General features: G+C 59.9%; 23 protein-coding genes and 1 tRNA gene. 4 read left to right on the top strand and 20 right to left on the bottom strand.

The features are described from left to right. Nucleotides 1–139: 139 nt before the first annotated feature. Complete coding sequence (locus NL154_RS02120; protein WP_210629069.1) at nucleotides 140–556, bottom strand: MAPEG family protein; 417 nt, start codon at nucleotides 554–556, stop codon at nucleotides 140–142. 105 nt (nucleotides 557–661) lie between these two features. Further along, nucleotides 662–1,417: an SDR family oxidoreductase gene (locus NL154_RS02115; RefSeq protein ID WP_210629070.1), complete on the bottom strand. Its 756-nt coding sequence runs from the start codon at nucleotides 1,415–1,417 to the stop codon at nucleotides 662–664. Nucleotides 1,418–1,508: 91 nt separating this feature from the next. On the opposite strand from NL154_RS02115, the gene NL154_RS02110 reads away from it, so the two are divergent. Then, nucleotides 1,509–2,426, top strand: coding sequence for a LysR family transcriptional regulator (locus NL154_RS02110; protein ID WP_210629071.1), 918 nt, complete (start codon nucleotides 1,509–1,511; stop codon nucleotides 2,424–2,426). Nucleotides 2,427–2,434: 8 nt separating this feature from the next. On the opposite strand, the gene NL154_RS02105 is transcribed toward NL154_RS02110, so the two are convergent. The 3 genes from NL154_RS02105 to NL154_RS02095 form a co-directional block, all read right to left on the bottom strand. Then, nucleotides 2,435–2,989 (bottom strand): hypothetical protein, encoded by a 555-nt coding sequence (locus NL154_RS02105; RefSeq protein WP_221122505.1) that lies wholly within the window; start codon nucleotides 2,987–2,989, stop codon nucleotides 2,435–2,437. Nucleotides 2,990–2,991: 2 nt separating this feature from the next. After that, nucleotides 2,992–4,476 (bottom strand): IMP dehydrogenase, encoded by a 1,485-nt coding sequence (gene guaB, locus NL154_RS02100; protein ID WP_210629073.1) that lies wholly within the window; start codon nucleotides 4,474–4,476, stop codon nucleotides 2,992–2,994. Nucleotides 4,477–4,858: 382 nt separating this feature from the next. After that, entirely contained in the window at nucleotides 4,859–5,851 is a 993-nt protein-coding gene (locus NL154_RS02095; RefSeq protein ID WP_210629074.1) for an MBL fold metallo-hydrolase, read from the bottom strand. Nucleotides 5,852–6,093: 242 nt separating this feature from the next. Here NL154_RS02095 and NL154_RS02090 point away from each other — a divergent pair, with 242 nt between their 5' ends. Next, nucleotides 6,094–7,518 carry a DHA2 family efflux MFS transporter permease subunit gene (locus NL154_RS02090; protein WP_221154381.1) on the top strand — a complete coding sequence of 475 codons (1,425 nt, stop codon included), beginning with the start codon at nucleotides 6,094–6,096 and terminating at the stop codon, nucleotides 7,516–7,518. An 8-nt stretch (nucleotides 7,519–7,526) separates the two neighbouring features. Here the strand turns inward: NL154_RS02090 and NL154_RS02085 are convergent, their stop codons facing one another. The 3 genes from NL154_RS02085 to NL154_RS02075 are packed head-to-tail and all read right to left on the bottom strand — an operon-like array spanning nucleotide 7,527 to nucleotide 10,219. Then, complete coding sequence (locus tag NL154_RS02085) at nucleotides 7,527–7,910, bottom strand: VOC family protein (RefSeq protein WP_210629076.1); 384 nt, start codon at nucleotides 7,908–7,910, stop codon at nucleotides 7,527–7,529. 31 nt (nucleotides 7,911–7,941) lie between these two features. Continuing rightward, a complete protein-coding gene (locus NL154_RS02080; protein ID WP_064681032.1) occupies nucleotides 7,942–8,661 on the bottom strand; it encodes an RlmE family RNA methyltransferase in 720 nt (239 codons plus the stop codon). Nucleotides 8,662–8,671: 10 nt separating this feature from the next. Further along, on the bottom strand, nucleotides 8,672–10,219 hold the full coding sequence (locus NL154_RS02075) for a Ppx/GppA phosphatase family protein (RefSeq protein WP_210629077.1): 1,548 nt from the start codon (nucleotides 10,217–10,219) through the stop codon (nucleotides 8,672–8,674). 244 nt (nucleotides 10,220–10,463) lie between these two features. Between NL154_RS02075 and NL154_RS02070 the strand changes: the two genes are divergently transcribed. Then, a tRNA-Gln gene (locus NL154_RS02070) sits at nucleotides 10,464–10,537 on the top strand. 230 nt (nucleotides 10,538–10,767) lie between these two features. On the opposite strand, the gene fabI is transcribed toward NL154_RS02070, so the two are convergent. The 7 genes from fabI to gmd all read right to left on the bottom strand — a co-directional run bounded on the left by fabI (nucleotide 10,768) and on the right by gmd (nucleotide 19,963). Beyond that, nucleotides 10,768–11,553 (bottom strand): enoyl-ACP reductase FabI, encoded by a 786-nt coding sequence (fabI, locus tag NL154_RS02065; protein WP_221146719.1) that lies wholly within the window; start codon nucleotides 11,551–11,553, stop codon nucleotides 10,768–10,770. A 30-nt stretch (nucleotides 11,554–11,583) separates the two neighbouring features. Further along, nucleotides 11,584–12,756: an acetate/propionate family kinase gene (locus NL154_RS02060; protein WP_221146720.1), complete on the bottom strand. Its 1,173-nt coding sequence runs from the start codon at nucleotides 12,754–12,756 to the stop codon at nucleotides 11,584–11,586. A 4-nt stretch (nucleotides 12,757–12,760) separates the two neighbouring features. Then, nucleotides 12,761–13,729: a phosphate acetyltransferase gene (locus NL154_RS02055; RefSeq protein WP_210629106.1), complete on the bottom strand. Its 969-nt coding sequence runs from the start codon at nucleotides 13,727–13,729 to the stop codon at nucleotides 12,761–12,763. Nucleotides 13,730–13,785: 56 nt separating this feature from the next. Next, nucleotides 13,786–16,035 carry a DUF3141 domain-containing protein gene (locus NL154_RS02050; protein ID WP_434733495.1) on the bottom strand — a complete coding sequence of 750 codons (2,250 nt, stop codon included), beginning with the start codon at nucleotides 16,033–16,035 and terminating at the stop codon, nucleotides 13,786–13,788. Nucleotides 16,036–16,578: 543 nt separating this feature from the next. Then, nucleotides 16,579–17,601, bottom strand: a complete 1,023-nt coding sequence (locus NL154_RS02045; RefSeq protein WP_434733494.1) for a class I SAM-dependent methyltransferase — start codon at nucleotides 17,599–17,601, stop codon at nucleotides 16,579–16,581. A 349-nt stretch (nucleotides 17,602–17,950) separates the two neighbouring features. Beyond that, on the bottom strand, nucleotides 17,951–18,901 hold the full coding sequence (gene fcl / locus NL154_RS02040; protein WP_434733493.1) for a GDP-L-fucose synthase: 951 nt from the start codon (nucleotides 18,899–18,901) through the stop codon (nucleotides 17,951–17,953). Between the two features lie 21 nt (nucleotides 18,902–18,922). Continuing rightward, nucleotides 18,923–19,963, bottom strand: a complete 1,041-nt coding sequence (gene gmd / locus NL154_RS02035) for a GDP-mannose 4,6-dehydratase (RefSeq protein ID WP_434733492.1) — start codon at nucleotides 19,961–19,963, stop codon at nucleotides 18,923–18,925. Between the two features lie 184 nt (nucleotides 19,964–20,147). On the opposite strand from gmd, the gene rfbB reads away from it, so the two are divergent. After that, nucleotides 20,148–21,203: a dTDP-glucose 4,6-dehydratase gene (gene rfbB, locus NL154_RS02030; protein WP_434733491.1), complete on the top strand. Its 1,056-nt coding sequence runs from the start codon at nucleotides 20,148–20,150 to the stop codon at nucleotides 21,201–21,203. 41 nt (nucleotides 21,204–21,244) lie between these two features. Here the strand turns inward: rfbB and NL154_RS02025 are convergent, their stop codons facing one another. Genes NL154_RS02025 through NL154_RS02005 form a run of 5 tightly spaced genes read right to left on the bottom strand, consistent with a single transcriptional unit; the run spans nucleotide 21,245 to nucleotide 26,501 of the window. Next, entirely contained in the window at nucleotides 21,245–22,216 is a 972-nt protein-coding gene (locus tag NL154_RS02025) for a hypothetical protein (protein WP_434733490.1), read from the bottom strand. Next, nucleotides 22,213–23,025: a class I SAM-dependent methyltransferase gene (locus NL154_RS02020; RefSeq protein WP_210629112.1), complete on the bottom strand. Its 813-nt coding sequence runs from the start codon at nucleotides 23,023–23,025 to the stop codon at nucleotides 22,213–22,215. Before NL154_RS02020 ends, NL154_RS02025 begins: the two co-directional genes overlap by 4 nt. After that, nucleotides 23,025–24,158, bottom strand: coding sequence for a CgeB family protein (locus tag NL154_RS02015; protein ID WP_210629113.1), 1,134 nt, complete (start codon nucleotides 24,156–24,158; stop codon nucleotides 23,025–23,027). Before NL154_RS02015 ends, NL154_RS02020 begins: the two co-directional genes overlap by 1 nt. Then, nucleotides 24,139–25,632, bottom strand: coding sequence for a glycosyltransferase (locus tag NL154_RS02010; protein ID WP_221146725.1), 1,494 nt, complete (start codon nucleotides 25,630–25,632; stop codon nucleotides 24,139–24,141). The genes NL154_RS02015 and NL154_RS02010 overlap by 20 nt, the downstream gene beginning before the upstream one ends. A 2-nt stretch (nucleotides 25,633–25,634) precedes the next feature. Then, nucleotides 25,635–26,501 (bottom strand): TIGR04325 family methyltransferase, encoded by an 867-nt coding sequence (locus NL154_RS02005; protein ID WP_434734130.1) that lies wholly within the window; start codon nucleotides 26,499–26,501, stop codon nucleotides 25,635–25,637. Between the last annotated feature and the right edge of the window lie 14 nt (nucleotides 26,502–26,515).

The raw sequence follows: 26,515 nt of genomic DNA, 5'->3' as shown, positions 1-26,515 counted from the left end.
AATGGAAACGCTCAGATTTTAACGATAGGCAAACGCGTGAGAAATCAGGCTCCTAGGCCGCATTGCTCTGATTGACGAGGGCGCAAAAAACGTCAGATAGTTGTAAAATCCGGCAGATTGCCGCCTGCGCACATCGCCGTCAGCCCATCGCCATCCAGATGGCGAGCCAACCCCACATGGCTGCAAGCACCAGATAACCGGCAGCAAAGATCGGGCTGCGGTAACTGAGATCATTGCTGGTGACGTGAATGGCGGCATGAGCGTAACGCAGAGCGACGAAGAGCCAGGCGAGGCCGAGGGCGACAAGATTGTCGGCCTCGGCGATATAGAGAAGAATGCAGCAGGGGTAAAAGAGTACAGGCAATTCGAACTGGTTGGCGAGGCAATTCTTGACGACAAGGCTTTCGGCGGGTTCGTCACGATTTTCGCGATAGTCCTGTTTGCGGATCTTTCCGACCCGCACCATTTTCCCGCGTCTCAGGCCAAGAAGCGCGTAGAGACCATAGACCAGGGCCACATGGGCAAGGAGTGGCCAGAAGATTTCATAGCCGGTCATGATCGCCACTTCCTTTCCGCTTTATATGCCGTTGGCAGCATTAGCGGAAAGGATAAGCGGATGCCAGCGGCTCGCCGCTGTGCAACCGCAAACCCGATATTGTCTTCACACCTGGGCGCTGCCGCCATCGACGAAGAGTTCGGCACCGCTGACGAAGCTGGAATCCTCCGAGGCAAGGAAGAGTGCGGCAGCGGCAACTTCCTCGGCGCGACCGACCCTGCCCATAGGCACCTGGGCTGCCAAGGCGTCGAGCAAGCCCTGCTGCTGCGTTGGGTCCTTGCCCGCCAATTCGACCAGTCCAGTCGTTTCCGTCGGGCCAGGACTAAGCGTGTTGATCCGAATGCCGCGATCCTTCAAGTCGAGGATCCAGTTGCGCGCAAAGCTGCGCAAGGCGGCTTTCGATGCGGCGTAAACGCTGAAGGCGGGTGTGCCGGTCGAGCCTGCGGTCGATCCCGTCAAGATGATCGATGATCCTGGCGAGAGCAGCGGCAAGGCCTTCTGCACCGTAAAGAGAACCCCCTTCACGTTCCGATCGAACGTGTCGTCATACTGCTCTTCAGTGATTTCGCCGAGGGGCAACATGGAGCCGCCACCCGCGTTGACGAAGAGCACGTCAATTTTCCCGGATTCTGCCTTCACCCGTTCATAGAGGCGATCGAGGTCGGCGAGATTGGCTGAATCCGCCTGAATTCCCACAACCTCGCCGCCTATCTCAGCGATTGCTGCATCGAGAACATCCTTGCGGCGACCCGTGATAAAGACCCGGGCGCCCTCGGCTACGAAGCGCTTGGCCGTTGCAAGGCCGATGCCCGAAGTGGCGCCCGTGATAACCGCAATCTTTGCGTTCAGTCGTTGTGTCATTGTCGTCTCCTTGGTTCGACTGAAGCTGAGATATGGACGAAAGCATCGTTGCGGAATAGAAAGAGTTGAAAGCCATTGTTTCAGGAATGAAATGACAAAGTTTCCCGATTTCGAGGGTCTGGCGATGTTTGCGAAGGTCGCGGAAGAGCGTTCCTTCCTTCGGGCTGCGCAGACGCTCGGCGTGTCGGTGCCGACCGTTTCGCGGGCCGTCAGCCGTCTTGAGCACAGACTCGGCGCCAGGCTCTTCAACCGGACGTCCCGGCAGCTGGCGTTGACCGAATTCGGCCTGCGACTGGTCGATAGCGCCGCACGAATCTATGCCGAGGCCGAGAGGGCGGAGGACGCTGCCCGGGAGATTGCCACCCGGCCGAAGGGTCTCATCAGGCTTGCCGCACCGATGGCCTTCGGGACGCGCTGGCTTGCCCCGGTCCTGCCTGATTTTTTCGAGCGCTTTCCGGAGATTTCCATCGACCTGCACATGAGCGATGCCGTCGTCGATATCGTGGGAGAGGGTTTTGATGCCGCGCTCAGAATCGCAGTACTGCCGGATTCGTCCTTGGTCGCGCGAAGGCTGACGCCGGTGGATCGCTTCATTCTCGCTGCACCCGCATATCTCGACCGGTACGGCGTGCCGGAACATCCGCGCGACCTAGCGGCTCACCATTGCCTGGGATACGCCTATAGGGCGCGACAGGATGTCTGGCGCCTGCGCAACAGTGAAGGCAAGGAGGAGGTCATCGTGCCAAGTGGCTCTCTCAAGGCCACAAATTCGCAAGCCTTGGTGCCAATGGCGCTAAGCGGCCTCGGGATCATCGAACTTCCGGAGTTTCTCGCGCATGACTATCTGATAGACGGCCGGCTGAAGCCGATTCTTCCCGACTGGACGCTGCCGACCGGCGCACTGTATTTCGTCACACCTTCCGCGCGGAACCGGCCAGCGAAGGTCGAGGTACTTTCCGATTTCATGATGGCGAGACTGTCAAATCCGGTTTGGCGGCGAAGGAGCTGATAGCCACTTCAGTCCTGGCGTGGCGACAGCCAACGGGCAATTGCAAGCCGGGCCGCGACGATGAAGCAGATAGCGAGGCTTGCGAATTTCAACCGCGTCATCCACGGCAGCACGTGCATTGCAAGACCTGCGGACGCGCTGTTGCCGAAGGCAATCAGACTGGAAATGTTCTCGCCGTAGTCGGAGATGCCGTAGATGAAAGGCAGCAGAGAGATCGCCTTGGCTATGAGCGGATGAAGTGACCGGCCGAACCACGAGCCGACGGGACCAAGCCTGAGGAAGACGACGAACAGCAGCGCCGTCAGCAATGCCGGAAAGATCAGCTCCGGCCCGAAATACATGGCGCTGAGCAGTTTGGCCGCCGTCTTATTTTCATCGAGCAGCTTCTGCATGTGGAAGACGGTCGATTCGTCGTAGCCGGCGAAGTAGGTGTCGAGCACCGCCTGCCCGGTTTCGTGCTTGAAAGGCACGACGAAGCCGAAGGTCGTCCAGGCGAGCACGGCAAGGCAAAGGGCGGCGAGCAGCGCGACGATCCAGAGCGGAATTGCGCTGCCCGCCTTCATGATCAGAGGCCGGCGCCCGGATAGTTCGGGCTCTCGCGGGTGATCGTCACGTCATGGGCGTGGCTTTCGCGAAGGCCGGCGCCGGAGATGCGCACAAAGGTGGCGCGCTCCTGGAAATCCTTCAGGTCCTTGCCGCCAACATAACCCATGGCCGCCTTGAGACCGCCGGCGAGCTGGTGGACGACGGCCGAGACCGGTCCCTTGTACGGCACCTGGCCCTCGATGCCTTCGGGCACGAGCTTCAGCGTGTCGCGCACCTCAGCCTGGAAATAACGATCGGCCGAACCGCGGGCCATGGCGCCGACGGAGCCCATGCCACGATAGGCCTTGAAGGAACGGCCCTGGTAAAGATAAACCTCGCCCGGGCTCTCGTCGGTGCCGGCGAGCAGCGAGCCGATCATGACGGCAGAAGCACCGGCGGCGATCGCCTTGGCAAGGTCGCCGGAGAATTTGATGCCGCCGTCGGCGATGACGGGCACATCCTGATCCTGGGCGGCCTGGACGGCCGACATGATGGCGGCGAGCTGCGGAACGCCGACGCCGGCGACAATGCGCGTCGTGCAGATCGAACCCGGGCCGATGCCGACCTTGACGGCGTCGGCGCCGGCATCGATCAGCGCTCTGGTGCCGTCATAGGTGGCGACGTTGCCGGCCATGATCCTGACCGAGTTGGAAAGCTTCTTGACCCGGGCGACAGCATCGAGAACACGCTGCGAATGGCCATGGGCGGTATCGACGACCAAAAGGTCGACGCCGGCCTCGATCAGGCGTTCGGCCCGCTCGAAGCCGTCATCGCCGACGCTGATGGCGGCGGCGGCGCGAAGCCTGCCCTGCGCATCCTTGGAGGCGTTCGGGTTCAGCTGCGACTTCTCGATATCCTTGACGGTGATGAGGCCGACGCAGCGGCCTTCGGCGTCGACGACCAGCAGCTTCTCAATGCGATGCGAGTGCAGCAGGCGCTTGGCTTCCTGCTGATCGACGCTCTCCTTGACCGTGACCAGATTGTCCTTGGTCATCAGCTCATGGATCTTCTGCTCCGGATCCGAGGCGAAGCGGACGTCGCGGTTGGTGAGGATGCCGACGAGGCGGCCGGACTTCTCGACGACCGGGATGCCGGAGATGCCATGCGATTTCATCAGGGAGAGCGCTTCGGCAAGCTTCGCCTCCGGGCCGATGGTGACCGGATTGACGACCATGCCGCTTTCGAACTTCTTCACCTGGCGGACCTCTTCGGCCTGCTCGATCGGCGTCAGGTTGCGGTGGATGACGCCGAGGCCGCCGGCCTGGGCCATGGCGATCGCCAGCCGGCTCTCGGTGACGGTATCCATGGCCGAAGAGAGGATCGGGATGTTGAGATCGAAGTCGCGGGCGATGCGGGTTGCGATGTTCGTCTGGCCGGGCATGACCTCGGAATGGCCGGGCTGCAGCAGCACGTCGTCGAAGGTAAGCGCGTCCGCGCCGGTTGCCGTTTCAATGATGCGGGCCATGGCCAAATTCCTTCAGTTAAGAAAATGCAACCCGTCCCGGAAACGAATCGTCCGCCCCGGCGGTGTGCATGAGTTGCTTGGAAGTTGGCGAGGGCTGGTAACACGTCTATGACAGGAAGGAAATAGCAAAAAGCCCGGCGTGGCCGCCGGATCGTCATGGGAGCCATGCATCTACCGCATCGGCCCGAAAATCGGAATCGATTTCGGAAAGCACGATGCGTGTATTCAAAGTGTTACAGCGTCCTTTGCGCGTCTGCCAAGACGCGCGGCGCGGGAAAGCGCATCGGGTCAAACTTCATTCATGCGATGCGCTTTAGCTCTTTGTTTTTACGCATGTCGTTATCCCGGAACCGCTACACACTTCCGGGCGACATGCCGTAGATCAAATGTCGAACTGATAGGTCTTCGCCACGAAGCGATAGCCGCCATCCTGCCTTTCGGCGAAACCGACCGCGGGGAACGGCATGTGGTAACCGAGGAAGGCGATCTTGTCAGTGGCGATCATGTCGAAAACCTTGCGGCGGCTGGCCGCCGCCTGCGCCTTGTCCATATCGAAGCGCACTTCCCAATCCGGGCGCAGCAGCGACAGAATATAGTGGTTGGCCGTATCGCCTGTCAGCACCAGGCGCTTGCCCTCGGATTCCACATGGAACACCATGTGGCCCGGGCTGTGACCCGCGGCCAGCATCGCCGTCATGCCGGGCGCAATGCTGTCACCGTCCTTGATGAAGATGGCTTTTTCGACGAGCGGCGTCAGGTTGGCAAGCACGGCCTTGTGGCCGCCTTCGGCGGGCGTGCCTTCGCGTGATTTGCTCGACCAGAAATCATATTCGGCCTGACCGATGACATAGCGGGCATTCTTGAAGGCGGCTGCGCCATTTTCCATGAGACCGCCGATATGATCGCCGTGCAGATGGGTGAGCGCCACGAGGGTGACGTCGTCGGCCGAGTATCCTGCGGCTTTCAAGCCTTCGGCAAGCCGGCCGGCGCCACGCGCCCGCCCCGCTGCACCGAAGCCGGTATCGACAAGAATGACATCCGCGCCGGTATCGATGAGGGCAGGCGTATAGCCGCTCAGGAGCTTGTCGGCCGGCAGGAAGTTTGCAGTCAGCAATGCCTTGACCGTCTCGGGATCCTGATTGGTGCCGTAGGTTTCATAGGGTTTTTCGGAGATGTTGATGCCATCGCGCACCACTGTGAATTTATAGGAACCGAGCTTGAATTGATCGATCTCGGGCAAAGGCATTGCATTCATATTGCTGCTTTCTCCAGTCGCGGCCGCCACGGCCTTCTCTCTTAAAATCACCGGCGCAGCCAGCAGCCCGAGGCCTGTGGCAAAAAACGTGCGCCGCCTTATTGGCGTTGAGATTGCCATGTCCACTCCCCTTTGATGCGCGGCGCGCCATCGCGCCGACCCGACGATCTGGCCGTATTTCCTGCCCGGGTAGGTGAACATAGGTCAATGTTGATAGGGAAGGATGTCGGGCAAGCCATCTCACGCAGACGTGAACCAAACGTTCCATCGAAGCGGATTGAAGGATTGGCAGGCCCGGGAAGTGAGTCTACACAGCAAATGCCTTTCCTGCTCCAATCCGCAGCCTATCAAGGCTCCCGCCTATGAACCGCATCGTCCCGCTGATCCTTGCCGTCGCTCTCTTCATGGAGCAGATGGACTCCACCGTGATTTCGACGGCGTTGCCCGCAATCGCCGGGGATCTCAATGTCGGGCCGATTACGCTGAAGCTGGCGCTGACCTCCTACATGGTGGCGCTGGCGGTGTTCATCCCGGTCAGCGGCTGGATGGCCGACAGGTTCGGCGCCAAGAAGATTTTCCGGCTTGCCATCTCCGTCTTCGTCATCGGCTCGATTTTCTGCGCCTTCTCGTCCAATCTCGTCGAATTCGTGTTTGCCCGCTTCCTGCAGGGCATGGGCGGCGCGATGATGACGCCGGTCGGCCGCCTGGTGCTGGTGCGCACGACGAAGCGCAGCGATCTGGTTTCCGCCATGGCGCTGCTGACGATCCCGGCGCTGGTCGGCCCGCTCACGGGCCCGCCGCTCGGCGGCTTCATCACTACCTATTTCAGTTGGCATTGGATCTTCCTGATCAACGTGCCGGTCGGCATCATCGGCATCTGGCTTGCAACGATCTTCCTGCCGGAGGTGGAAGCGATCGCGCCGCCGAAGCTCGATTTCACCGGCTTCGTGCTCACCTCGCTTTCAGCCGCCGGCGTCGTCTTCGGCCTGTCGGTGGTCAGCCTGCCGGCCCTGCCGCCGATCATCGGCATCACCGCGACCTTTATCGGCCTTGCCTGCGGCGTCCTCTACATCAGCCATGCGAAGCGCCACCCAGCGCCGATCCTCAACCTCAACCTGTTCAAAAATCCGACGTTCCGGGCTTCGACCATGGGCGGCAATCTCTTTCGAATCTGCGTCGGCGCCATGCCGTTCCTGACACCGCTGATGCTGCAGCTCGGCTTCGGGCTGACGCCGTTCCAATCCGGCCTCATCACCTTTGCCGGGGCGATCGGGGCGATCACCACAAAGTTCATGGCCAAGCGCGTTTTCGCCGCCACCGGCTTTCGCACGACACTCGTCGGCGCCGCCATGGTGACGACGCTTGTGACCGTCATCACCGGCTTCTTCACGCCGGCAACGCCGCACCTCGTCATCATCGGCGTGCTGCTTCTCGGCGGTTTCTCCCGCTCCTTCATGTTCACCGGCGTCAATGCGCTTGCCTTCGCCGATATCGATGATGCCGAAGCCAGCCAGGCGACATCGATGAGCTCCGTCATGCAGCAGGTCAGCCTGGCGCTCGGCGTCGCGGTGGCGGCCGCAATATTGGAGACCTCGATCTATATCAGGGGCGAGGCGCTTGATGTGGCCGATTTCCATCTGGCTTTCTACATCTTTGCCGGACTGACGGTGATTGCGACCATTCCCTTCGTCCGCATGGATCGCAACGCTGGCGCCCTCGTTTCCGGCCATCGCTCGAGAGGCGTGAAGCCGTCGGCCATCGAAGCCGAACAATCGATGGTGAAATAGGCCGGGCTTTATTCGGGACGTTCGCAGACTGCACTAAGCTTGTTGCCGTCGAGGTCGCGGACGTAGGCCGCATAGAAATGGGCATGGTAGGAGCGCAGGCCAGGCCCGCCTTCATCCGCCGCGCCCGCCGCAATCGCGGCTGCGTGGAAGGCATCGACAGCCGCCCGCGTTTCGGCCGCAAGCGCCACCATGGCGCCGTTACCGGCAGTCGCCCGGTGGCGATTGAACGGCGTCACCACCCAGAAGCGGCAGCGCGTGTCGCCTTCGGCGGAATAGCCGATCTCCTCTTCTGTATGACGCTGGCGACGATAGCCGAGCGCACCCAGCACGGCGTCATAGAAATGACCTGCGCGATGAAGATCGTTGGTTCCGAGCGTGATGTAGAGAAGCATGGGATCATCATCAACCGGGATGGACCCGAGATCAAGCTTGCTCTGCGTCAGCTTCCGCCTTGCGGCCTTTGAAGCCCTTGGCCAGCAGGAACATCTCCACCGATTCGGCGCGTGACGAGTTCGGCTTGACATGGACGACCTGGCGGAAATTCTGCTTCAGCATGGCGAGCAGATCACGCTCGGTGCCGCCCTGGAAGGTCTTGGTGAGGAAATGCCCGCCCTCTCCCAGCACCTCGACGGCGAAATGGGCCGCAACCTCGCACAAATGCATGGTGCGCAGATGATCGGTTCTGTGGTGGCCCGTGGTCGGCGCGGCCATATCGGAAATGACGAGATCGGGCGTGCCGCCGACCGCCTCCATCAGCTTTTCCGGCGCGCTCGGATCGAGGAAGTCGAGCTGCAGGATCTTGACGCCGGGAAGCTGGGCCATTTCGAGGAAATCGATCGCGGCCACACGCACGTCCTCATCCGTCGAACCGGTGACCTTGGCGGCGATCTGTGACCAGCTGCCGGGAGCCGCACCCAGATCGATGATGCGCCTGGCGCCGCGCAGGATGTGGTATTTCTCGTCGATCTCCAACAGCTTGAAGGCGGCGCGGGCGCGATAGCCTTCGAGCTGGGCGCGCTGCACATAGGGATCGTTGATGTGGCGCTGCAGCCATTGGCGGGAGGACGCCTTCATCTTCTTGTTCTTGACGCGCTGGCCGAGCTTGCGGCCGGTGCGGTTTCCCGCGATCGGTGCCTTTGTCATGCCCTTCCCCTTATTTCGCCCGCTGGCCGCGGCGGTTGCGATGGCGCCGCCACACGCCGTCATCGGCCATCATGTCGGTGAGCAGGCCTTCCCTCAAGCCGCGATCGGCGACCCGCATGCGCGGGCTCGGCCAACGGCGGCGGATCGCCTCCAGAATGGCGCAGCCGGCAAGCACCAGATCGGCCCGGTCCGGCCCGATGCAGGGATTGGCGGCGCGGCTTTCGAAATCCCAGGAGAGAAGCTTCGCCTGCATGGCGGAGACCTCGTCATCCGAGAGCCAGATGCCATCGACCTTGCGCCGGTCATAGCGCGGCAGGTCGAGATGGACACCGGCAAGCGTCGTCACCGTGCCCGACGTGCCGATCAGGTGGAAATCGCCAGTCTGGGCGATCTCGATCTCCGGGCAGTCGAAGCATCCGAGCATGGCTTCGACCTCGCGCACCATGCCTTCGAAAACATCCGGCGTGACGTCGCGCCCGCCGTGACGCTCCGACAGCGTCACGACGCCGACCGGCAGCGAGGTCCAATGGGTGATGTGATTGGCGAGCCGGCTGAAGCGACTATCGCCGATGCGGATGACGGCGATCTCCGACGAGCCGCCACCAATATCGAAGAGGACGACGGAACGAGTCTCGCGGCCAACGAGCGAGGAGCAGCCGGAGACCGCGAGGCGTGCCTCGGTCTCCCGGTCGATGATCTCAAGCTCGAGGCCGGTTTCGGCGACAACGCGGCCGAGGAACTCCGCGCCGTTGACCGCCTGACGGCAGGCCTCGGTGGCGATCAGCCGCATGCGGCGGATCTCCCGGTTCCTCAGCTTGCCGGCGCAGATCCTCAGCGCCTCGATCGCCCTTTCCATCGCCTCGTCGGAGAGACGGCCGCTGGCGGCAAGACCCTCGCCGAGCCGTACGATGCGGGAAAAGGCATCCACGACGCGGAACTGGCCCGGCCGGGTCGGCTGGGCTATCAGCAGACGGCAATTATTGGTGCCGAGATCGAGCGCGGCATAGAGTTCTTCCGGCCATGCGTGCTCGCCGGCCTGACGATCCCCCTGGTGACCGTGGCTCTCCTGGCGGCCTTTGCGGCCGGCGCCGGCGCCGTTCTGCATCTCGCGCGGGACGGCACTGCGCACCGTCTCTTCGACGCGGCTTTCCTGCAGGGGCACATGGGAAGGCTTTGCCGATGACAGCGGCCGGCCCTGCAGCCCGCGCTTGCCGCGATGCTTCCGGCGGTTGCGCCGGCTCGATGCCTGTTCGCTGTCGGGCCGGGCGGCTGCCGCGTCCTGTTCCACCTTCTGGTTTTGAACTGAACTATCCTGCGAAGCGCCTTGACCGCCGCGACGACGGCGCTTGCGCTTGCGAGCCGGATGTCCGGCCGCATCTTCCATGGGGCGCGCAGGCTGCCCGGCACTGCCGGGGAACTCATGCGAAGCGGGATGGGCGACGCTGCGGGTTTGCCCGCCGCGCTTGCCCTTGCGACGCCTGGACTTCTTGCCGTCCCTGCGCCCTGCCGCCGTCGCCCCGTCAAATTGCGGCTTCGCGCCGCCTTCGGGGTCTTCCACGTTGTTTTCCACCGCGCCGCGCAAGTCCCGGAGGTATGCAGCAGGCGCTCGTTTGATTTTTGCGTTGCCGCAAGAATATCAGCGCCCGCCAAAATCACCAAATTCTTTTTTGACAGAGGGCTTTGCGGAAGAGTTTCACCGCCGGCCTGAGAAGGCCGATTTTTTTCAAAACAGGTATTTGCAATCGCCGGGCTTTTGTTTATAAGCGCCGCACACCAGCCGAACCGCCCGCCGGTTCGCTTGCTGGGGAATAGTTCAATGGTAGAACAGCGGACTCTGACTCCGTCGATCTTGGTTCGAATCCAGGTTCCCCAGCCAATTCTCTCCCAGTCCTTTAATTCCGTGATTTTCCAGTCATGCCGGATATCGTGTTGGCATCATTGGGGACCTGATGCCCAGAACTGCAGCCCGCAGTTGATGCCCACGCGAGTGAGCGCGGCCAGCGTCCCAGCGGACAGGCAAGGGCAACGCACGCTTCGAATACGAGCGCGACGTCATGCTTTGGCATCTCGAAGACGCGGCGCGTTGTAAATCACTCCACTGGTTCCCTAGTCTATGATGTGGTAGCCGCCGTCGATGTAGATGGTGTCGCCGGTGATCAGCCGCGCTGCATCATGAGCGAGGAAGGCCGTTGCCATGCCGACATCGTCTATCGACACAAGGCTGCGTGTCGGCGCCCTTTCCTCGGCCTTGCTAAGAAGCTCGTCGAATTCCGGGATGCCGGAGGCAGCCCGCGTCGCCAGCGGGCCTGGCGAGATGGCATGCACCCGAATGCCCTTCGGCCCGAGTTCGGCGGCGATGTAGCGCACGGCGCTTTCGAGCGCCGCCTTGGCGACACCCATGACGTTGTAGTTCTTCACGACCATCTGGCTGCCGTAGTAGCTCATGGTGAACAGCGTCCCGCCGCGTTTCATCAGGGGTTCCGCAAGATGCGCCATGCGAATGAACGACCAGCAGGAAATGTCCATCGTCTTCAGGAAGCCTTCACGAGGCACGTCGACCACTCGCCCCTGCAGAGTATCCTTTGGCGAAAAGGCAATCGAATGCACCAGGAAATCGAGCTCGCCCCATTGCTCGGCTATCCTGTCGAACACCGCCTCCAATTGTGCCGGCAGGGAAACGTCGAGGGGCATGAAGATGGGCGCTTCCAGCGCCTCGGCCAGCGGCTCGACATGGGGCTTGGCCTTGTCATTGAGATAGGTCACCGCGAGCTCGGCGCCGAGCGCACGGAAGGCTCTGGCGCAACCCCAGGCGATCGACTGGTCATTGGCGATGCCGACCACCAGCCCGCGCTTGCCTTCAAGAAGCTTGGCCTTCACATCAGGGATCATCATCAGCCCCTCTCCCGGGTCATGGGTTGCCCATCATGCGGCGAGCAATGCGTATGTATGCCGCGCGATCATCAGTTCCTCGTCGGTCGGCACGGCATAGATGGCGAGCCTGCTATCGTCGCCCGAAATCAACAGCTCGCCGGCGGCGTTTCGCCTGCTGTCGAGCTTGGCGCCTAACCATTCCAGCTTCCTGCAGATCCGCTCACGCATGACCGGCGAGTTTTCCCCGACCCCGGCGGTGAACACGAAAGCGTCCAATCCGCCGAGAGCGGCCGCGAGCATGCCGGCATTGAGGCCGATGCGATGTACGAAATGATCGAGCGCGAGTGCCGCACCCGGCTCCTCGCTCGCCAACAGGTCGCGGACGTCGTTGCTGGCGCCCGAGAGGCCCTTGAGGCCGGATTCCCTGTAAAGAAGGTCCTGCAGCTCAGCTGCACTCATGCCGCGCTGCTGGAGAAGATAGAGAAGCACGCCCGGATCGATCTGGCCGCATCGTGTGCCCATCGGCAGGCCATCCAGAGCAGTGAAGCCCAGTGTGCTCTCCACGCTTTTTCCGCCGCGGAGCGCGCACATCGAGGCACCGCTTCCGAGGTGGGCGACAATGACCCGTCCTCGGCCAACGTCCGGCGCGATCTCGGCCAGCCTTCCGGCGACATATTCGTAGGACAGGCCATGAAAACCATAGCGCCGGACACCCTCTTCGAAATAACGCGCGGGAATGGCGTAGTGGTCAGCCATCGGATCATGGCCGCGATGGAAGGCCGTGTCGAAGCAGGCGATCTGCGTTAGCTGCGGCTGACGCTCCAGCAGTGCGCGGATCGGCGCGAGATTGCTTGGCTGGTGCAACGGCGCAAGCGGCGTATAGCGCTCCAGTTCGTGCAGCAGGGTTTCATCGATGCGCGCCGGGCGCATGTGGTTCGGGCCGCCATGGACGACCCGATGGCCGACGGCAATCAGACGGCCGTCGTGCCGCTCGCGCAGCCATTCGCCCACAAGGCGCATCGCCGCGGGCAAATCGGCAACGGTCTCGTTTGGATAGCTTGCGTCCGCCAGCCGCTCGCCGCCGGCACCCTTGATGGCCAGGCGCGGCGCAGTGCCGATGCCTTCCATCTTACCCTTGACCAGTCGCGTGAGCGAACCCGAGACCGCGAAGACCTCGAACTTCAGGCTGGAGGAGCCGGCATTGACGACGAGGATGGTGTCCATTGCATCATCCCCCCTGTATCGGCGCCGTGCGGCGGCGCCCATCGGCCAGCAGGACGCCGACGGCGCAGGAGGCAAGGCGCGCCAGCACGGAATCTGCCCGCGACGTCAGGATGATCGGCACGCGCGCTCCAAGCACGATGCCTGCTGCATCTGCCTTCGCCAGGAACGTCAGGTTCTTCGCCAGCATGTTACCGGATTCGAGATTGGGGACGACGAGTATCTGGGCGTGGCCGGCCACCGGCGACTGGATGCCCTTTATCCGTGCAGCCTCCGGATCGATCGCATTGTCGAAGGCAAGCGGCCCGTCGAGAATGCCGCCCGTTATCTGCCCGCGCTCGGCCATCTTGCAAAGAGCAGCGGCGTCGATCGTCGAAGGGATCTTCAATGTGACCGTCTCAACCGCCGAAAGGATCGCCACGCGGGGCGTGCCCAGGCCGACCTGGGTGAAGAGATCGATGGCGTTCTGAACGATGTCGCGCTTGGCATCGAGATCCGGCGCGATGTTGATGGCCGCGTCGGTAATGAACAGCGTTTCCGAATGGTGCGGGACATCCATCACGAAGACATGGCTGATCCGCCGCGCCGTCCTCAGTCCCGTGGCCGATGACGTCACGGCGCGCATGAGCTCATCCGTGTGGAGGCTTCCTTTCATCAGCAAATCAGCGCCGCCTTGGCGGATGATCTCCACCGCCTTCGCCGCCGCCGCGTCGCTATGCGGCGTGTCGACCAGCTCGAATGGGGAGATATCGATGTGATGCGCGTCTGCAATTGTGCGCACCTTTCCCGCCGGCCCGACCAGGACCGGACGGATCAGTCCTATCTCGGCTGCCTCGACGGCGCCGCGCAGCGATGTCTCGTCGCAAGGATGGGCGACGACCGTCGTCATCACAGGAACCTGCTTTGCCTTGGCGATCAGCCGCTCATACTTCTGATGCGGCACGTACTCTTTCCCAACGTCGTCTAAATCCTGCATCTTCACACTCCATGTTGAAGGGCGGGCTCAGTCCCTCGGCTTCAGCATCTTGTCGGCTAACTTGCGCGGCGAACAGGCTTCCCCGGGGTGGCCTTCGCCGGCGACAAGACAGGTTCCGGCAGCGTCTCTCCGGAAAGGCCGAATATCCCGACAATCCTCTTCCAGCGCTGTTCGGCTTCGCCGGAAAGCGCGCCGCGCACGTTCAAGACCTCACGCAGGGAAGACAAGGCCTCGCGGCGAACACTCTCCTCCTCCGGCAATAGCCGTGGGATAGCGCTCACGGCAGCCTCTTCGTCGATCAGCAGCATGAGGAACTGGTCGCGGATCAAGGCCTTGAATTCCGCGAGCGTCATCGCCGGCATGCCGTCCTCGGTGCGCCGCATCCGGCGAATGGCGGCAAAGCCACGCTCATCGGCTGCACCATTGGCCATGGCGACGTAGAGCAGGCTGCGCGCCAGACCTTCCCGAAGTCCGCCGTCCTCCATTTGCGCCTTGAGTTCCTCGATCCTCTCCTTGAGAACCTGCGCATGCAGCGCGGTCTTGCTTGCTCTGCGCTGCGGCCTAGTGTCAGACGGATCGATGCCGACTGCCGCCTGCAGGAGCGGAGACCCGTAGACGGAGAGGAAGGTCGCCTCGCTCAGCGCCTCGATCCCTTGACGCCATGCATCCAGCCCCGCAACGACCTGGCGTGAGAAGGCTTGCTCCAACGCCAGGAAGGGATTGTCGGCACGAACGGGACGGCGCTCTTCCGCCACATCGAGGGCGAGATCTGCAATCGGCGCCATCCAAGGATTGACGTCGCTAAACACCTCGTATTGCAGCCGGAGCGGATGCATCTCACGCAGATGCTTGGCCGCCCAATCCGGCGCCATTGCGCGGACGAAAGGCTGAAGGAAAGTCCGATAGAGGGACAGGTTGATCTCCGAGACCTTCGCAACGGTCGCAAAACGCCGGTCATCCGCGGCGTTATTGCAGCCGAGCGCGCGGATATCGTCCAGCGTCCTTGCCTCGCAGCGCATGATCCAATCACCCTCGACGAGGTCCCCGCCTACTGTCTCAGCGGTCTTTGCCTCGAAAATCGCCTCGTAGAGCCCGGGTGGCAGCGCATCGATCAGATCGATATTGCTGGAGAATTCTCCATGCTCCTTGCGGGCAACGCTCGCGGACACGAAAATTCCGAGGTGACCGATCGTTTCGTGCACCGTGTAAACGATCGTCTGGCCGTGTGAGCGTATCTCGTTCACATCGTCATAGAGATCCAGAATCCAGCCGAGCGCCTGCGCGGGCGGCGTGACGTTGTCTCCCTTCGAGCAGAAGACGACGATCGGCGTGCGGATGTTGCGAAGATCGATCGCCTCGCCCTTTGACGTCTTGATGCGGCCCGCGGCAAGATTGTTGCCGACGAAGAGTTCGTCGACGATGAACTGGATTTCCTCCGCGTTCAGATTGACGTGACCACCCCACCACTGCTCGAAACCGAGATAGCGTGGTGCCTCGGTGTCAATCTTCGAATAGAGGTTATATTGCTTGGTCCATAGCGTGTTGGCCGGATTCTGGTTCTCGAAATTCTGCACCAGCCATGCGCCGTCGAACTGCCCGTGTCCGAGGTCGCTGGTGAGTGCGGTCATCCAAGTACCGCCAAGCAGTCCGCCGGTATATCGCATCGGATATTTGCCGCGTTCACCCGCCCAGTAGGAAAGTGGCGCGCCGGCAATGATGATCGAGCCGAACAGTTCTGAGCGCATGGCGGCCAGCATCATGACGGCCCAGCCCGCCTGGCAGTTGCCGATCACGCATGGCTTGGCGTCGGCCTGCGGATGCAGCGATATCACCTTCTCCAAAAAGATGGCTTCAGCCAGTGCAATGTCTTCGATCGTCTGTCCCGGCATCGGCTGCGGAAGAAAGCCAATAAAATAGCACGGGTGCCCGGCTCTCAGTGCAACGCCGATCTCGCTGTCAGCCTTGAAGCCACCGATGCCCGGCCCGTGTCCAGCTCTCGGATCGACCACGACGAAAGGCCGGCGCTTTTCATCAATCTCTACCCCCTCAGGCGGGACGATCCGAACCAGCGCGTAGTTGACGGGCTTCTCGAGCGAACGTCCGTCAAGCACGACCTCGGGCGTGAAGCTCAGGACATGCGGCGCGGTTGCTTCCGCATGGGCGCGATACTGGTTGCCGCGCTTGCGCATGACGTCCCAGAACAGCACGCTGCGCTGGGCGGCATCCAAAACATAGTCGAGGGCGTAACCGGCCGGACCGAACTGCGTGGCGAAACCGGCTGTGGGAAGATAGGAAGAATGCCGCATGCCAAATCTCCTGTTCACCGCTTCTGGCCAGAGACTTATACTTGGATGATCATATTCTTGATCTGCGTCCGCTCTGTGAATGATGGCCGCGCTGTGGGCCATGCACGCTCTTAGCACATGCAGCATAGGCGCAGCGTGGTGCCGGACAAACGTATCTTACGGTAGCATACGCGGCGGCGCGGCTGGCCTCATGAGACCGCAGCGGCTGGGGCGCCGCTCGGCATCAGACTTTCCGCAGCCGGTATTCTCGCTCATGCGTCGCGGGTCGAACTCGACATCGCGGATCATCGACCCTGTTACAGGGCAGCGAAGGCCGACTTCGCTCATCATATCCGGGATCCGCAAGTGTCTCCATCATCGTGACCCTCGCCGTCGCCGAGGCACAAGGGGGCATCCACGGTCGCTGGCGGCGGGACACTGAAGGATCTCAAGGCGCCTTCGATAAGCCATTGAGCCCAGGCGCGAACCCCCAGCCAATTTCCCTCAAATCTCCGATGAGCTCGGTTCCGCCGATAACATAGAACAGACAGCCTTGAGCTGCGGCTATTCAAAGACAATGAGGCTCGCAGGGGTTGGCGGCATCGATTTGACCGTGACGCCGGTGAGGCCGGCCAGTTTTGCCATCTCGGCCAGTTCGCTTTGCTTGTAAGCCTGGCCGGCCGGTGTGCTGACGAGCATCTCCCAGGAGAAGGCCGCTGGAAAAGGCGGCGACACGCCATCTTCATTCGGCACGAAATCGACCGCGACGATCCGACCATCCGCTGCAAGGCTCGCGATGATCTTTCGCAACAACGCGGCACATGTCGGCAAATCGAAATGGTGCAGAAAATTCGGAAGCAGGACGAGGTCATAACCAGCGCCCCAGTCGATCTCGAAGGCACTGCCGGCGACCGTCCGGTACCGGTCCGCGACGCCTGATTTTTCCGCATTCTGCCTCGACAGCTCCAAGACGGCGCCCCAGTCGACGGCGACGATCTCCGCGGATGGAAAGGCCCTGGCAATTTCGATGCCGAAGACGCCTGGGCCTGCAGCGATGTCCAGGACCTTCTTGGGAGACATCGCCCAGCTGGAGATTTCCCCAGCCAGCAGTTTGGCGCTGAGCCCGGTGAAAGAGCCCATGCCACGCGCAAACTTCAGCCAGACGGGGTTGTCGGGCGACATGTTCGCAAGGCCCATCGAACCGCCGTTTCGCACGACGGACGTCGGATCGCGCAGAAAATTATCGAGTACTTCGGGTGCGGCGGCGAACTCGACGGCAGAGCCCATATAGGCCGGCGAATTGCGATCGAGGAACGTACTGGTCGAGGGCGTCATTTTGTACTGTTCGCCCTCCTTGGTCAGGAAGCCATGGACCACAAGGTAATCGCAGAGGATGCGCACGCCACGCTCCGAGGCGGCTGTTGCCGACGCCAGGACTGCCGGCGTCTTGCCCTCGCCAATATGTGTAAAGAGATCAAGTTCGATGGCCGCCCTGATCGCTGCCGTCTTTCGGCACGCAAACAGCGCATCGACCACAAGTTCGGGCGACACTGCGCCGGCATGGGCGTGCTCGATGCTCGTTTCCATGGAACCCTCCCAAGAAATTCGACCGATCTTGCCTGGCAGCGCCAGCAGCGGAAATTATGCGTATATTCGCCCCTCCTACAATACCCACCGCGCTAACCCTATCGGGTTCCCCGCCGCAATGATCGGGCTTGCTGCCGGTCGCCGATATTGTTCGAATTGCTCTTCCTCGCCGGCGGACTGTAATTCGGACCGGCTTTGGCGTTTATACCGACGCGTGGTGAAGCTTAGACACCAATGCGTTCCGGACCCGCCGGCCATAGGACCACGAGGCAATCGGAGGCACGGCGACAGCGCTGTGTCGCGAATCAATGTGGGACAGAGAAAGTGCCGGCCCGCAGGAACTCGGGCATCAGGCCGCTGGATCAGATCCGTTTTCGAATTCGAGAAACCAAGCGTAAGTGGCTCTAATGCCGTCCTCAAGCGAAATGCTCGGTTTCCAGCCCATGTCCTGCAGCTTCTTGTTGCTCATCAGCTTTCGCGGCGTGCCGTCGGGCTTGGAAAGGTCATGGACGATCTCACCCTCGTAACCGACGACGCGGCAAACCAGACGCGTCAACTCGATGATTTCAAGATCCGTGCCCGAGCCGACATTGACATGCTGTGCGCCCGAATAGGTTTTCAGCAGAAACACCAGCGCGTCGGCGCAGTCGTCGACGTGAAGAAACTCGCGGCGCGGGGTTCCGGTGCCCCAGACAACCATTTGCGGGTCTCTGCGCAATTTCGCCGCATGCGCCTTGCGGATCAGCGCGGGCAGGACATGACTGGAGTTCAGGTCGAAATTATCGCCAGGGCCGTACAGGTTGGTCGGCATCGCCGAAATGTAGTCACGGCCATATTGCTTGCGATAGGCTTCCGCGAGCTTGATACCGGCGATCTTGGCAATGGCGTACCATTCGTTGGTCGGCTCAAGCGGACCGGTCAACAGAGCCTCTTCAGGAATCGGCTGGGGAGCGAGCTTGGGATAAATGCAGCTTGAACCCAGGAAGAGAAGCCGGTCCACCTCCGCCCGGTGAGCGGCTTCAAAGATGTTGGTTTGAATGATCAGATTGTCGGAGATGAATTCGGCAGGATAGCTGTCATTGGCGAGGATTCCGCCAACCTTGGCTGCGGCGATTATGATCGCGTCCGGCCGGGTTGCTTCAACAAACTTCCCGACCTGGTCCTGGCGCTTCAAGTCGACCTCGGCGCGCGTGGCCGTGATGATCCTGCAATTTTCGGATTGAAGCCTGCGCACAAGAGCACTGCCGACCATACCGCGATGACCGGCAACCCAGATCTTCTTGTTCGATAAGTCGTACACTCAGACCTCTTTCCGGCTGCCTTAAGCCTTCCAGTGCTTGATATCCTCGCGCACCATCTCAGCGGCGAGTTCACGAACCGGGGTCTTATGGTGCCAGCCCAGATTCTGACGTGCCTTGGTCGGGTCGCCAAGCAGAAGATCGACTTCCGTCGGGCGGAAATACCGGGGATCGATTTCCACAAGGCAAGCGCCGGAGGCGGCATCATAGCCCTTTTCGTCGACACCGGATCCCTTCCATTCCAAGGTGATGCCGACATCGGCAAAGGCCCACTCGACAAACTGGCGCACACGCGTCGTCTTACCCGTCGCCAAGACGTAGTCATCCGGCTTGTCCTGCTGCAGCATCAGCCACATGCCCTCGACATATTCGCGCGCATGGCCCCAGTCACGCTGGGCGTCAAGGTTCCCCAGGAAAAGCTTGTCCTGAAGGCCGAGGCTGATGGCAGCAACCGCCATCGTGATCTTGCGCGTGACGAAGGTCTCGCCGCGAAGCGGGCTTTCATGATTGAACAGAATGCCGTTCGACGCGTGCATGCCGTAGGCCTCGCGATAATTCACGACGATCCAGTAGGCATAGAGCTTGGCTGCGGCATAGGGGGAGCGCGGATAGAACGGCGTCTTCTCGTTCTGCGGCACTTGCTGCACGAGACCGTAGAGTTCCGACGTCGACGCCTGGTAGAACCGGCTTTTTTTCTCAAGACCCAGGATGCGGATCGCTTCGAGCAGCCTCAACGTCCCGATACCATCGGCATCGGCCGTATATTCCGGCGTTTCGAAACTGACGCCGACATGGCTTTGTGCGGCCAGGTTGTAGATTTCGTCAGGCTGAGTCTGCTGGACGATCCGCAGCAGGTTGGTCGAGTCGATCATATCGCCATAGTGAAGGACGAAGCGTGGGTGGGCCTCATGCGGATCCTGATAGATATGTTCGATGCGGCCGGTGTTAAAAGATGATGACCGCCGCTTGATACCGTGCACCGTGTAGCCTTTGCTCAGAAGCAATTCGGCCAGATAGGCACCATCCTGACCAGTCACCCCAGTAATAAGCGCGGTTTTCGTCATTTTTCACGTCGTCTTTCGCTGCAATCTTCGGGAGGTGTTTATGGAAACGACCGAACCAGCGCAACCCCAATGTGACCGACACCGGGGACAAACGAAATTCAGCATTGTCGATCTCTTCGGTTGACGGCGGATTGGCGCAATGAGACTAGAGCGTTCCATTTATCAGATGTCCAAAGGGAAAGACATGATCTTGGTGACGGGAGGTGCCGGCTTTATCGGTGCGAATTTCGTGCTCGACTGGCTTGCGCTTCACGATGAGCCGGTCGTCAACCTCGATGCCCTCACCTATGCCGGCAATCTTGAGAGCCTTAACTCCATCTGGAGTGACCCGCGTCATGTCTTCGTCAAAGGCAGCATTGCGGACTACGACCTTGTCGACGCACTGCTCCGTTCCCATCAGCCTCGCGCAATCCTGAACTTCGCTGCCGAAAGTCATGTCGATCGATCGATCCATGGGCCAGAAGAATTTATCCAGACCAACATTGTCGGCACGTTTCGTCTGCTGGAGGCAATCCGGGGATTTCTTGCCTCACAGAGTGAAGACTTCCGGGAGAGCTTCCGCGTCCTCCACGTATCGACGGACGAGGTCTATGGTTCGCTTGCTCCCGACGAGGCCGCTTTCAGCGAACATCGCAAATACGAACCCAATAGTCCTTATTCCGCGAGCAAGGCAGCGAGTGACCATCTGGTTCGCGCCTACCATCACACCTATGGCCTACCCGTTCTGACGACGAACTGTTCGAACAATTACGGTCCCTATCATTTTCCGGAAAAGCTTATTCCCCTCGTCATCCACAATGCTCTGTCGGGGAAACAGATTCCGATCTACGGAGACGGGATGCAGGTGCGCGACTGGCTGTTCGTCAAAGATCATTGCAGCGCGATCCGGCGTGTTCTGGAGAGAGGAAAAGTCGGGGAAACCTACAATGTCGGCGGCAGGAATGAACTGACGAACCTGTCAGTCGTCAATACGCTCTGCGAAATTCTCGATGAATTGACGCCCCTGCCAAACGGCGCAAGCTACAAGGCCCAGATTTCCTTTGTGCGTGATCGGCCAGGTCATGATCGTCGTTACGCCATCGATGCGGCAAAGATAGAAAGGGAGCTGGACTGGCGCCCTAGTGAGACCTTCGAGACGGGCATTCGCAAGACCGTCGAATGGTATCTCGCCAACGATGCTTGGGTAGAGAATGTGACAAGCGGCAGCTATCGACAGTGGATCGATCGGCAGTACCAATAACGAGGCGAGGAGAAGCGAGGCTCCTCCCCGCAATCGTGACATCAGTACCTGATGAAATTGTGCAGGAAGCTTATGACCGGCCGGGGTACATTGCTTTGCACCCATCGGCGCGCCTTAACCCGGAAAAAGGGACGAATGCCGCCGGAAAAGCCGGGAGAAACCGTCCTGATCGCTTTCAGGGCTTGCCTCAGAGCGCGTTCATAGACCCTGTAAGCAGCGTCGGGCTCCTCGCAGACGGCGGTGTAGAAAGCCGACAGCCGATCGAACATGCCATTGGTCAGCAACTGAAACTGGTGGAAGTGATAAAAGATCAGCGGCGAACCATCGACCTCGATCCTGCCTGATGCATCCTGCGAAAAATGCAGCTTTTCGTAGTTCCAGGGCGCGATTCCGGCTCCGGGATGCTCGATGATATGGCAATTCGGGTAGAGATCCGGCCATTCATCCAAATACTTCTGATCACCCATCTTGCCGTCTTCCAGGCGATAGTAGCACCATTCGATGCACTGCTCGCGCCAGCGAGTGAGGCAGCGCATTCCCTCTTCGTCGCGCCGGAAACTCACCCATTCGACGCAGAAACGGCCGTTAATTTCGCGATTCTGCAGCCGCGGAGCAAAACGGTGTTCGATAATGGCGATGGAACTATTGCCGATTTCGTCGAAAATCGGACCGAGCGGTGAATAAAACAGCAGATCGGAATCGAGGTAGGTGAGGAAATCAATGTCGGGATGCTGCTCCAGCAGGAAACTCGGCAGACACGGAGACAGGGTCCAGCAATATTCGGCGACGCCGCGCGATTTCTTGACTTCCAGAAGTTCCGGCGTCTCGAGATCAGCGAGTGGAATGCAGGTGATGTAGGACCTGTTGAGAGCGGTCAATATCTCCTGCGTCTGCTGGTCCATGCAAAGCACAAAAACATGCGCATCGGGGCACCACTGGACGAGGCTCTCCATCATGGCCATTCCCTTGATGAGATAGCCGTTGTCGAAAAGGGTACAGAAATAGTTCGTCATGATTGGGTTTGTTTCCTGCACAAATAGGTGCGCATTGCATTGCCCTTACGACTGTCGTGCGGATCCACGTTCTCAGTTAGCGTGAACGTCGCCAGGACGTGCAGGCCGTGAACTCGAAAGATGTCCAATAGCTGCGGCTCGGAAAAATGGATCTCTATGGTCTCGACGCCATAGGCCTGTTTGCGGAAATACTTGGTCGGCTCGCCATAGACAACAGGCGTACGGTGAAAAATCACGTATTCCTTGGCAACACGGGCGCTCTCTGCGATCGCCGCGTCATAATCGGGGATATGCAGCAGACAACATCCTGAGACGACGACATCGAAAGCGTCATCCTGATAGTTGAGCCGCGTCGCATCCTCCACGTCGAACGACAGCCCGGGATAAATGCTGCGCGCCATATCGATGAAAGCATCGGAGTAATCGCAGCCGCGATAACGCAGCGGCAAGCCACTCACATCAAGCACTTCGGAATAATAGCCGCTGGAACAACCGATTTCGAGCAGCGAAGCATTAGCCGGAAGATCGTCGATGCTGCGCAAAGCGGCGGTAAAGACATCGAATACATCAATGGAAGCGCCATTGCGGTATTCCTTCAGCTGGCGCTCGACGAGGGCTCTCTGGCGGGCGGGCAGATCACTTGCTTTCCAGGATGCAGCAAGGCGCGAACTTTCGCTGTCTCGACGAGCCGCCTCTATCTCGACATAGCGGGACGATACCGACGTCGTCGGCAACAGCCGATCATGCAATCGCTTCAACTGGCTCTTCATCCCCGGAAAGCGATTGAGACTTGTGCGCAGAAACGACATCAGCCCTGTTTCTCCAGATATCGTTCGAGGATCGGCACCAATTCTTCCATTCTCGACTTGTAGGTGTGGTCCTTCAGCGTCCTTGCCTGACCGGCCTTCGCGATGGCGTCGGCCTCGTCCGGGTGGTCTATATAGTAGCGGACGAGTTCTGTCGCTTCTTCCGCACTGGAATAGGCAACCACTTCCTTTCCAACCTCGAAAATCTCCCCGAGATTATCCTTCTTGTCGGTTATCAGCAGCGATCCGACACCGGTCGCCTCGTAGAGCCGCATGTTATTGGCGTTGTTTTCGGCAACATTGATATGGCGGTTGACGGTGATCCGGCTGCGCGCCAGCGCCCGATACATATCCGGACCCCAGACTTCGCCATTGTGACGTTTGCGAATCGGAGAAGAGCGCGGGAGCGTCTTCGCGCCGTAACCGAAAAACTGTATCGGCGTGGTATCGGCAAGATGTTCGAGCAAGGGTACGGCCTTGCCATGATGACGGCTTATTCCGCCGACGAAGCTCACCGGCACATCGCGCCTGATGTCGCCAAGGAGATCGAGCACCCGAGTGTCGAAGCCAATCCTGAAATATTCGGATTTTATCCCCATCTCATGAAAACGGGGTACGAAATGGGGGAATGACGTCAGAATAAGGTCATAGGGTCGCAGAAACTCACCCGGCGGCAGCGGACAAGCGATCTGGCCGACAATCAACGGCACCGTCTTCTTCAACTCCGTCAGGGCATGCGGCGGAAAGAAGCTGAGATCCTGACAGTAGAGTACATCCGGCTTGAATGTTCGAACCCGGGCCATTGCGACCTCCAGCAAGCCAGGGAGCGCCGCCAGGCGTGCGCCAACATAAGGCAGCCTGAAAAACCGATGCGGCAGTTTCATCGCCCAAGCGCTGAACGGCTCGTTGTTTTCTTGCGCCCAGGCCGATTGAAGCGGGACACAATTGCCGATGATGTCAATGACGTCGCAACCCTGGTCCTTCAGGTGGCGCGAGTAGAAATCGGACGTGCCGAATGCGGCGGCCAAAAGAGCTTTCGTCTGTTCTAGCGAGGTCGATTTTCGGAGCTGTGGCCGCCGCGCATAGAATTGCTTCAGAAACCGCGCGTAATAGGTGTCAAATATTGCTATTTTCATGTTCACCGTCTGGTTGACTGCCGGGACGTTCCTGTGACGTTCTATAGACGCTACCGACAAGCTTTGCCGGGTTCCCGGCAATTATTGCCCCTTCGGGGAAATTTCCGCGGACGACCGCACCCGCAGCGACAATGCTATCACGTCCTATTTCTGTGCCACGCAAGATCAGGGCATTGGTGCCAATGAACACATTATCGCCAATGTGCACCGGCGCAGTCTTGATGTCCGCCTCGACATCCGAATGACGGCGCCCTTCCGGACGTATCGGATGAAAGTCCGTGTCGAAAATCGTGACGTTGGCTCCCATCAGCACTTCCGCGCCGATTGAAATCCCTACAGCCGAGACGATGGTTGCACCACTGATGCCGCTGTCTGCGCCAATGCTGATCTTCGATCCGGCGCGAATGGTCGCTATCTTCACCGGATGATTGAGAGCGAGCGCTGTAAATCGGGAATCAGAACACAGGACGACGCGATCACCGAGGTGAATCTCACTGTCAGGATGTCGTTGCAACAAAGGGGCGCCATAGAGCACAACATCGCGGCCAACGCTTACCCCGTGACGTTTCAGTTCGCCAAGCTGCCTTGCACGCATACGGGAAAAGGCGAATTTCTTAAGGCTGGTCGTGATCTTTCCCAAAAGGACACGTGCGTAAAAGAAATAGGCCATGCGGAAAGGTGCGGTCGATCTCTGCACCGGTGAACCGACAAGCGAATAGAAGATCAGGCGTTGAAACACATTGTGAGGAGAGCGCCTGCCAAACAATCGTTTTTTCCATGAATGCCTGGAGATGTCGTTTCCATATACTGGCGGGGAATAGACGATTGCTTTTGTGCTGACGATCAGAGGCACTCCGGCGCGCGAAAAGCGCATCGCGATTTCATAATCGGCCATGTAGTGCGGCAGCAGGCGTGGCCGCATACCGCCATATCTCCGAAACAAGAGGGCTGGATATAGAGTACCTCGACCGCTCAATGCATCCACGCGGTATTGGCTCTCAGGCGACCGTTGTTGCGCTTCGCTCAATTCCGAAAGGACATCCCAGATCGCGAACCTGTTGATGTTGATCCGAGGTCCTATACTCACAAGAGGTGGGTCTTTCCCCTCTTCATGGATAACGCTTCCGACGGCGGCTTCGCCATTCGCCTTGGATGTTTGCACCAGGGTTTCAACATAATCTTCGTCGAACCAGGTGTCATTATTCAGAAACAGGATATAATCTTCCGCCTTGCAAGACGGAAGGACGTATTTCAGCCCCTTCTCGATGGCACCCCCCCACCAAAGATTGCCGTCGCCTCGGATTTCGACAACATCGCCCTGCGACTGCAGGTATTCTGCCGTGCCATCGGTCGAACCGTCGTTGACAACGACGATCGTCAGCGCGTCGGCGAGAGTTTGTCTCCTGAGAGCCTCCAGCACCTTCCGGGTGTGCTCCAGACGATTGAAGACAGGGATAATGACGTTAACGCGCATCGCTAGATTTCCGGCTTCTCAAGAAACCAGCCAGTATACGACCATTCGTATTGTCCCCGAGCTGGCGTAAGGCCAACGCCCCAACGCGTCAATTCCTGCAAGGGCGGCGGTGTTGCTATTCCAAATGTCCCAGCTGGCTGGAACCTGTCCAGCACCTCGTAGCCATGCCTCGCGAAGCGATTCTGCAATTCATGCGCGTTCAAGAACCACACGGGGTAGCTCGCGCGATAGATGCGTTCCGGCACATGCTGTACAAAAGGGGCTTCGGGGATATCGACCTGCGCGCTTGTTCTGTCAACAAGGATGAACTTGACGCCTTTCGAAAGAAGGCTCTCAAGATGCTCGTGGGGATATTCGAGGTACTGGAGCACGCCCGAGAGCAGAACGATGTGAGGGTTCACAAATTCGATTGCTTCTTCGAGGCTACGAGAAAAGCTCAGAAGCCCGTCTTCAAATTCTGCTCGCCCTGCTTCTGCAAAATGAGGCTGCTCCACGACGCACCATTTCAATTCCGCGAGATGAGCGAGTTTTGACCGGTGTTGAAAATAGGAACTTCCGAGCGCGCCTCCAAAGTCGACCACTCTCAAACGACCATCGGATCTGGATGCAACATAGAGCAGCCAGGCAAGCAGCGGATGCGAGTAGATTCTCTCTCTGAAGATTACAGTGTCCCGCTCATATGAGGCACGGCCCTGAACAACTGCGCGTGTCGCTTCGACGGCTTTTGCAAGAATGGCCGGCGCATCATAGCCGGTTGAATCAGCCATTGCCGAACGCCAATCATCGTAAGGTCCGTCGAAAATGATGTTGTGCCGTCGGAATTCGGCCCAGATCTCCTGTTCGCGCGCTTGGGGCGATTCTCGCGTCACCTCAAGCAAACAGT

Origin of the sequence: Rhizobium sp. YTUHZ044, assembly GCF_051123975.1 — a bacterium.
Taxonomy (GTDB): domain Bacteria; phylum Pseudomonadota; class Alphaproteobacteria; order Rhizobiales; family Rhizobiaceae; genus Rhizobium.
The sequence above is the reverse complement of the archived record's forward strand: the minus strand, read 5'-3'. Positions and strand labels throughout refer to the sequence as shown.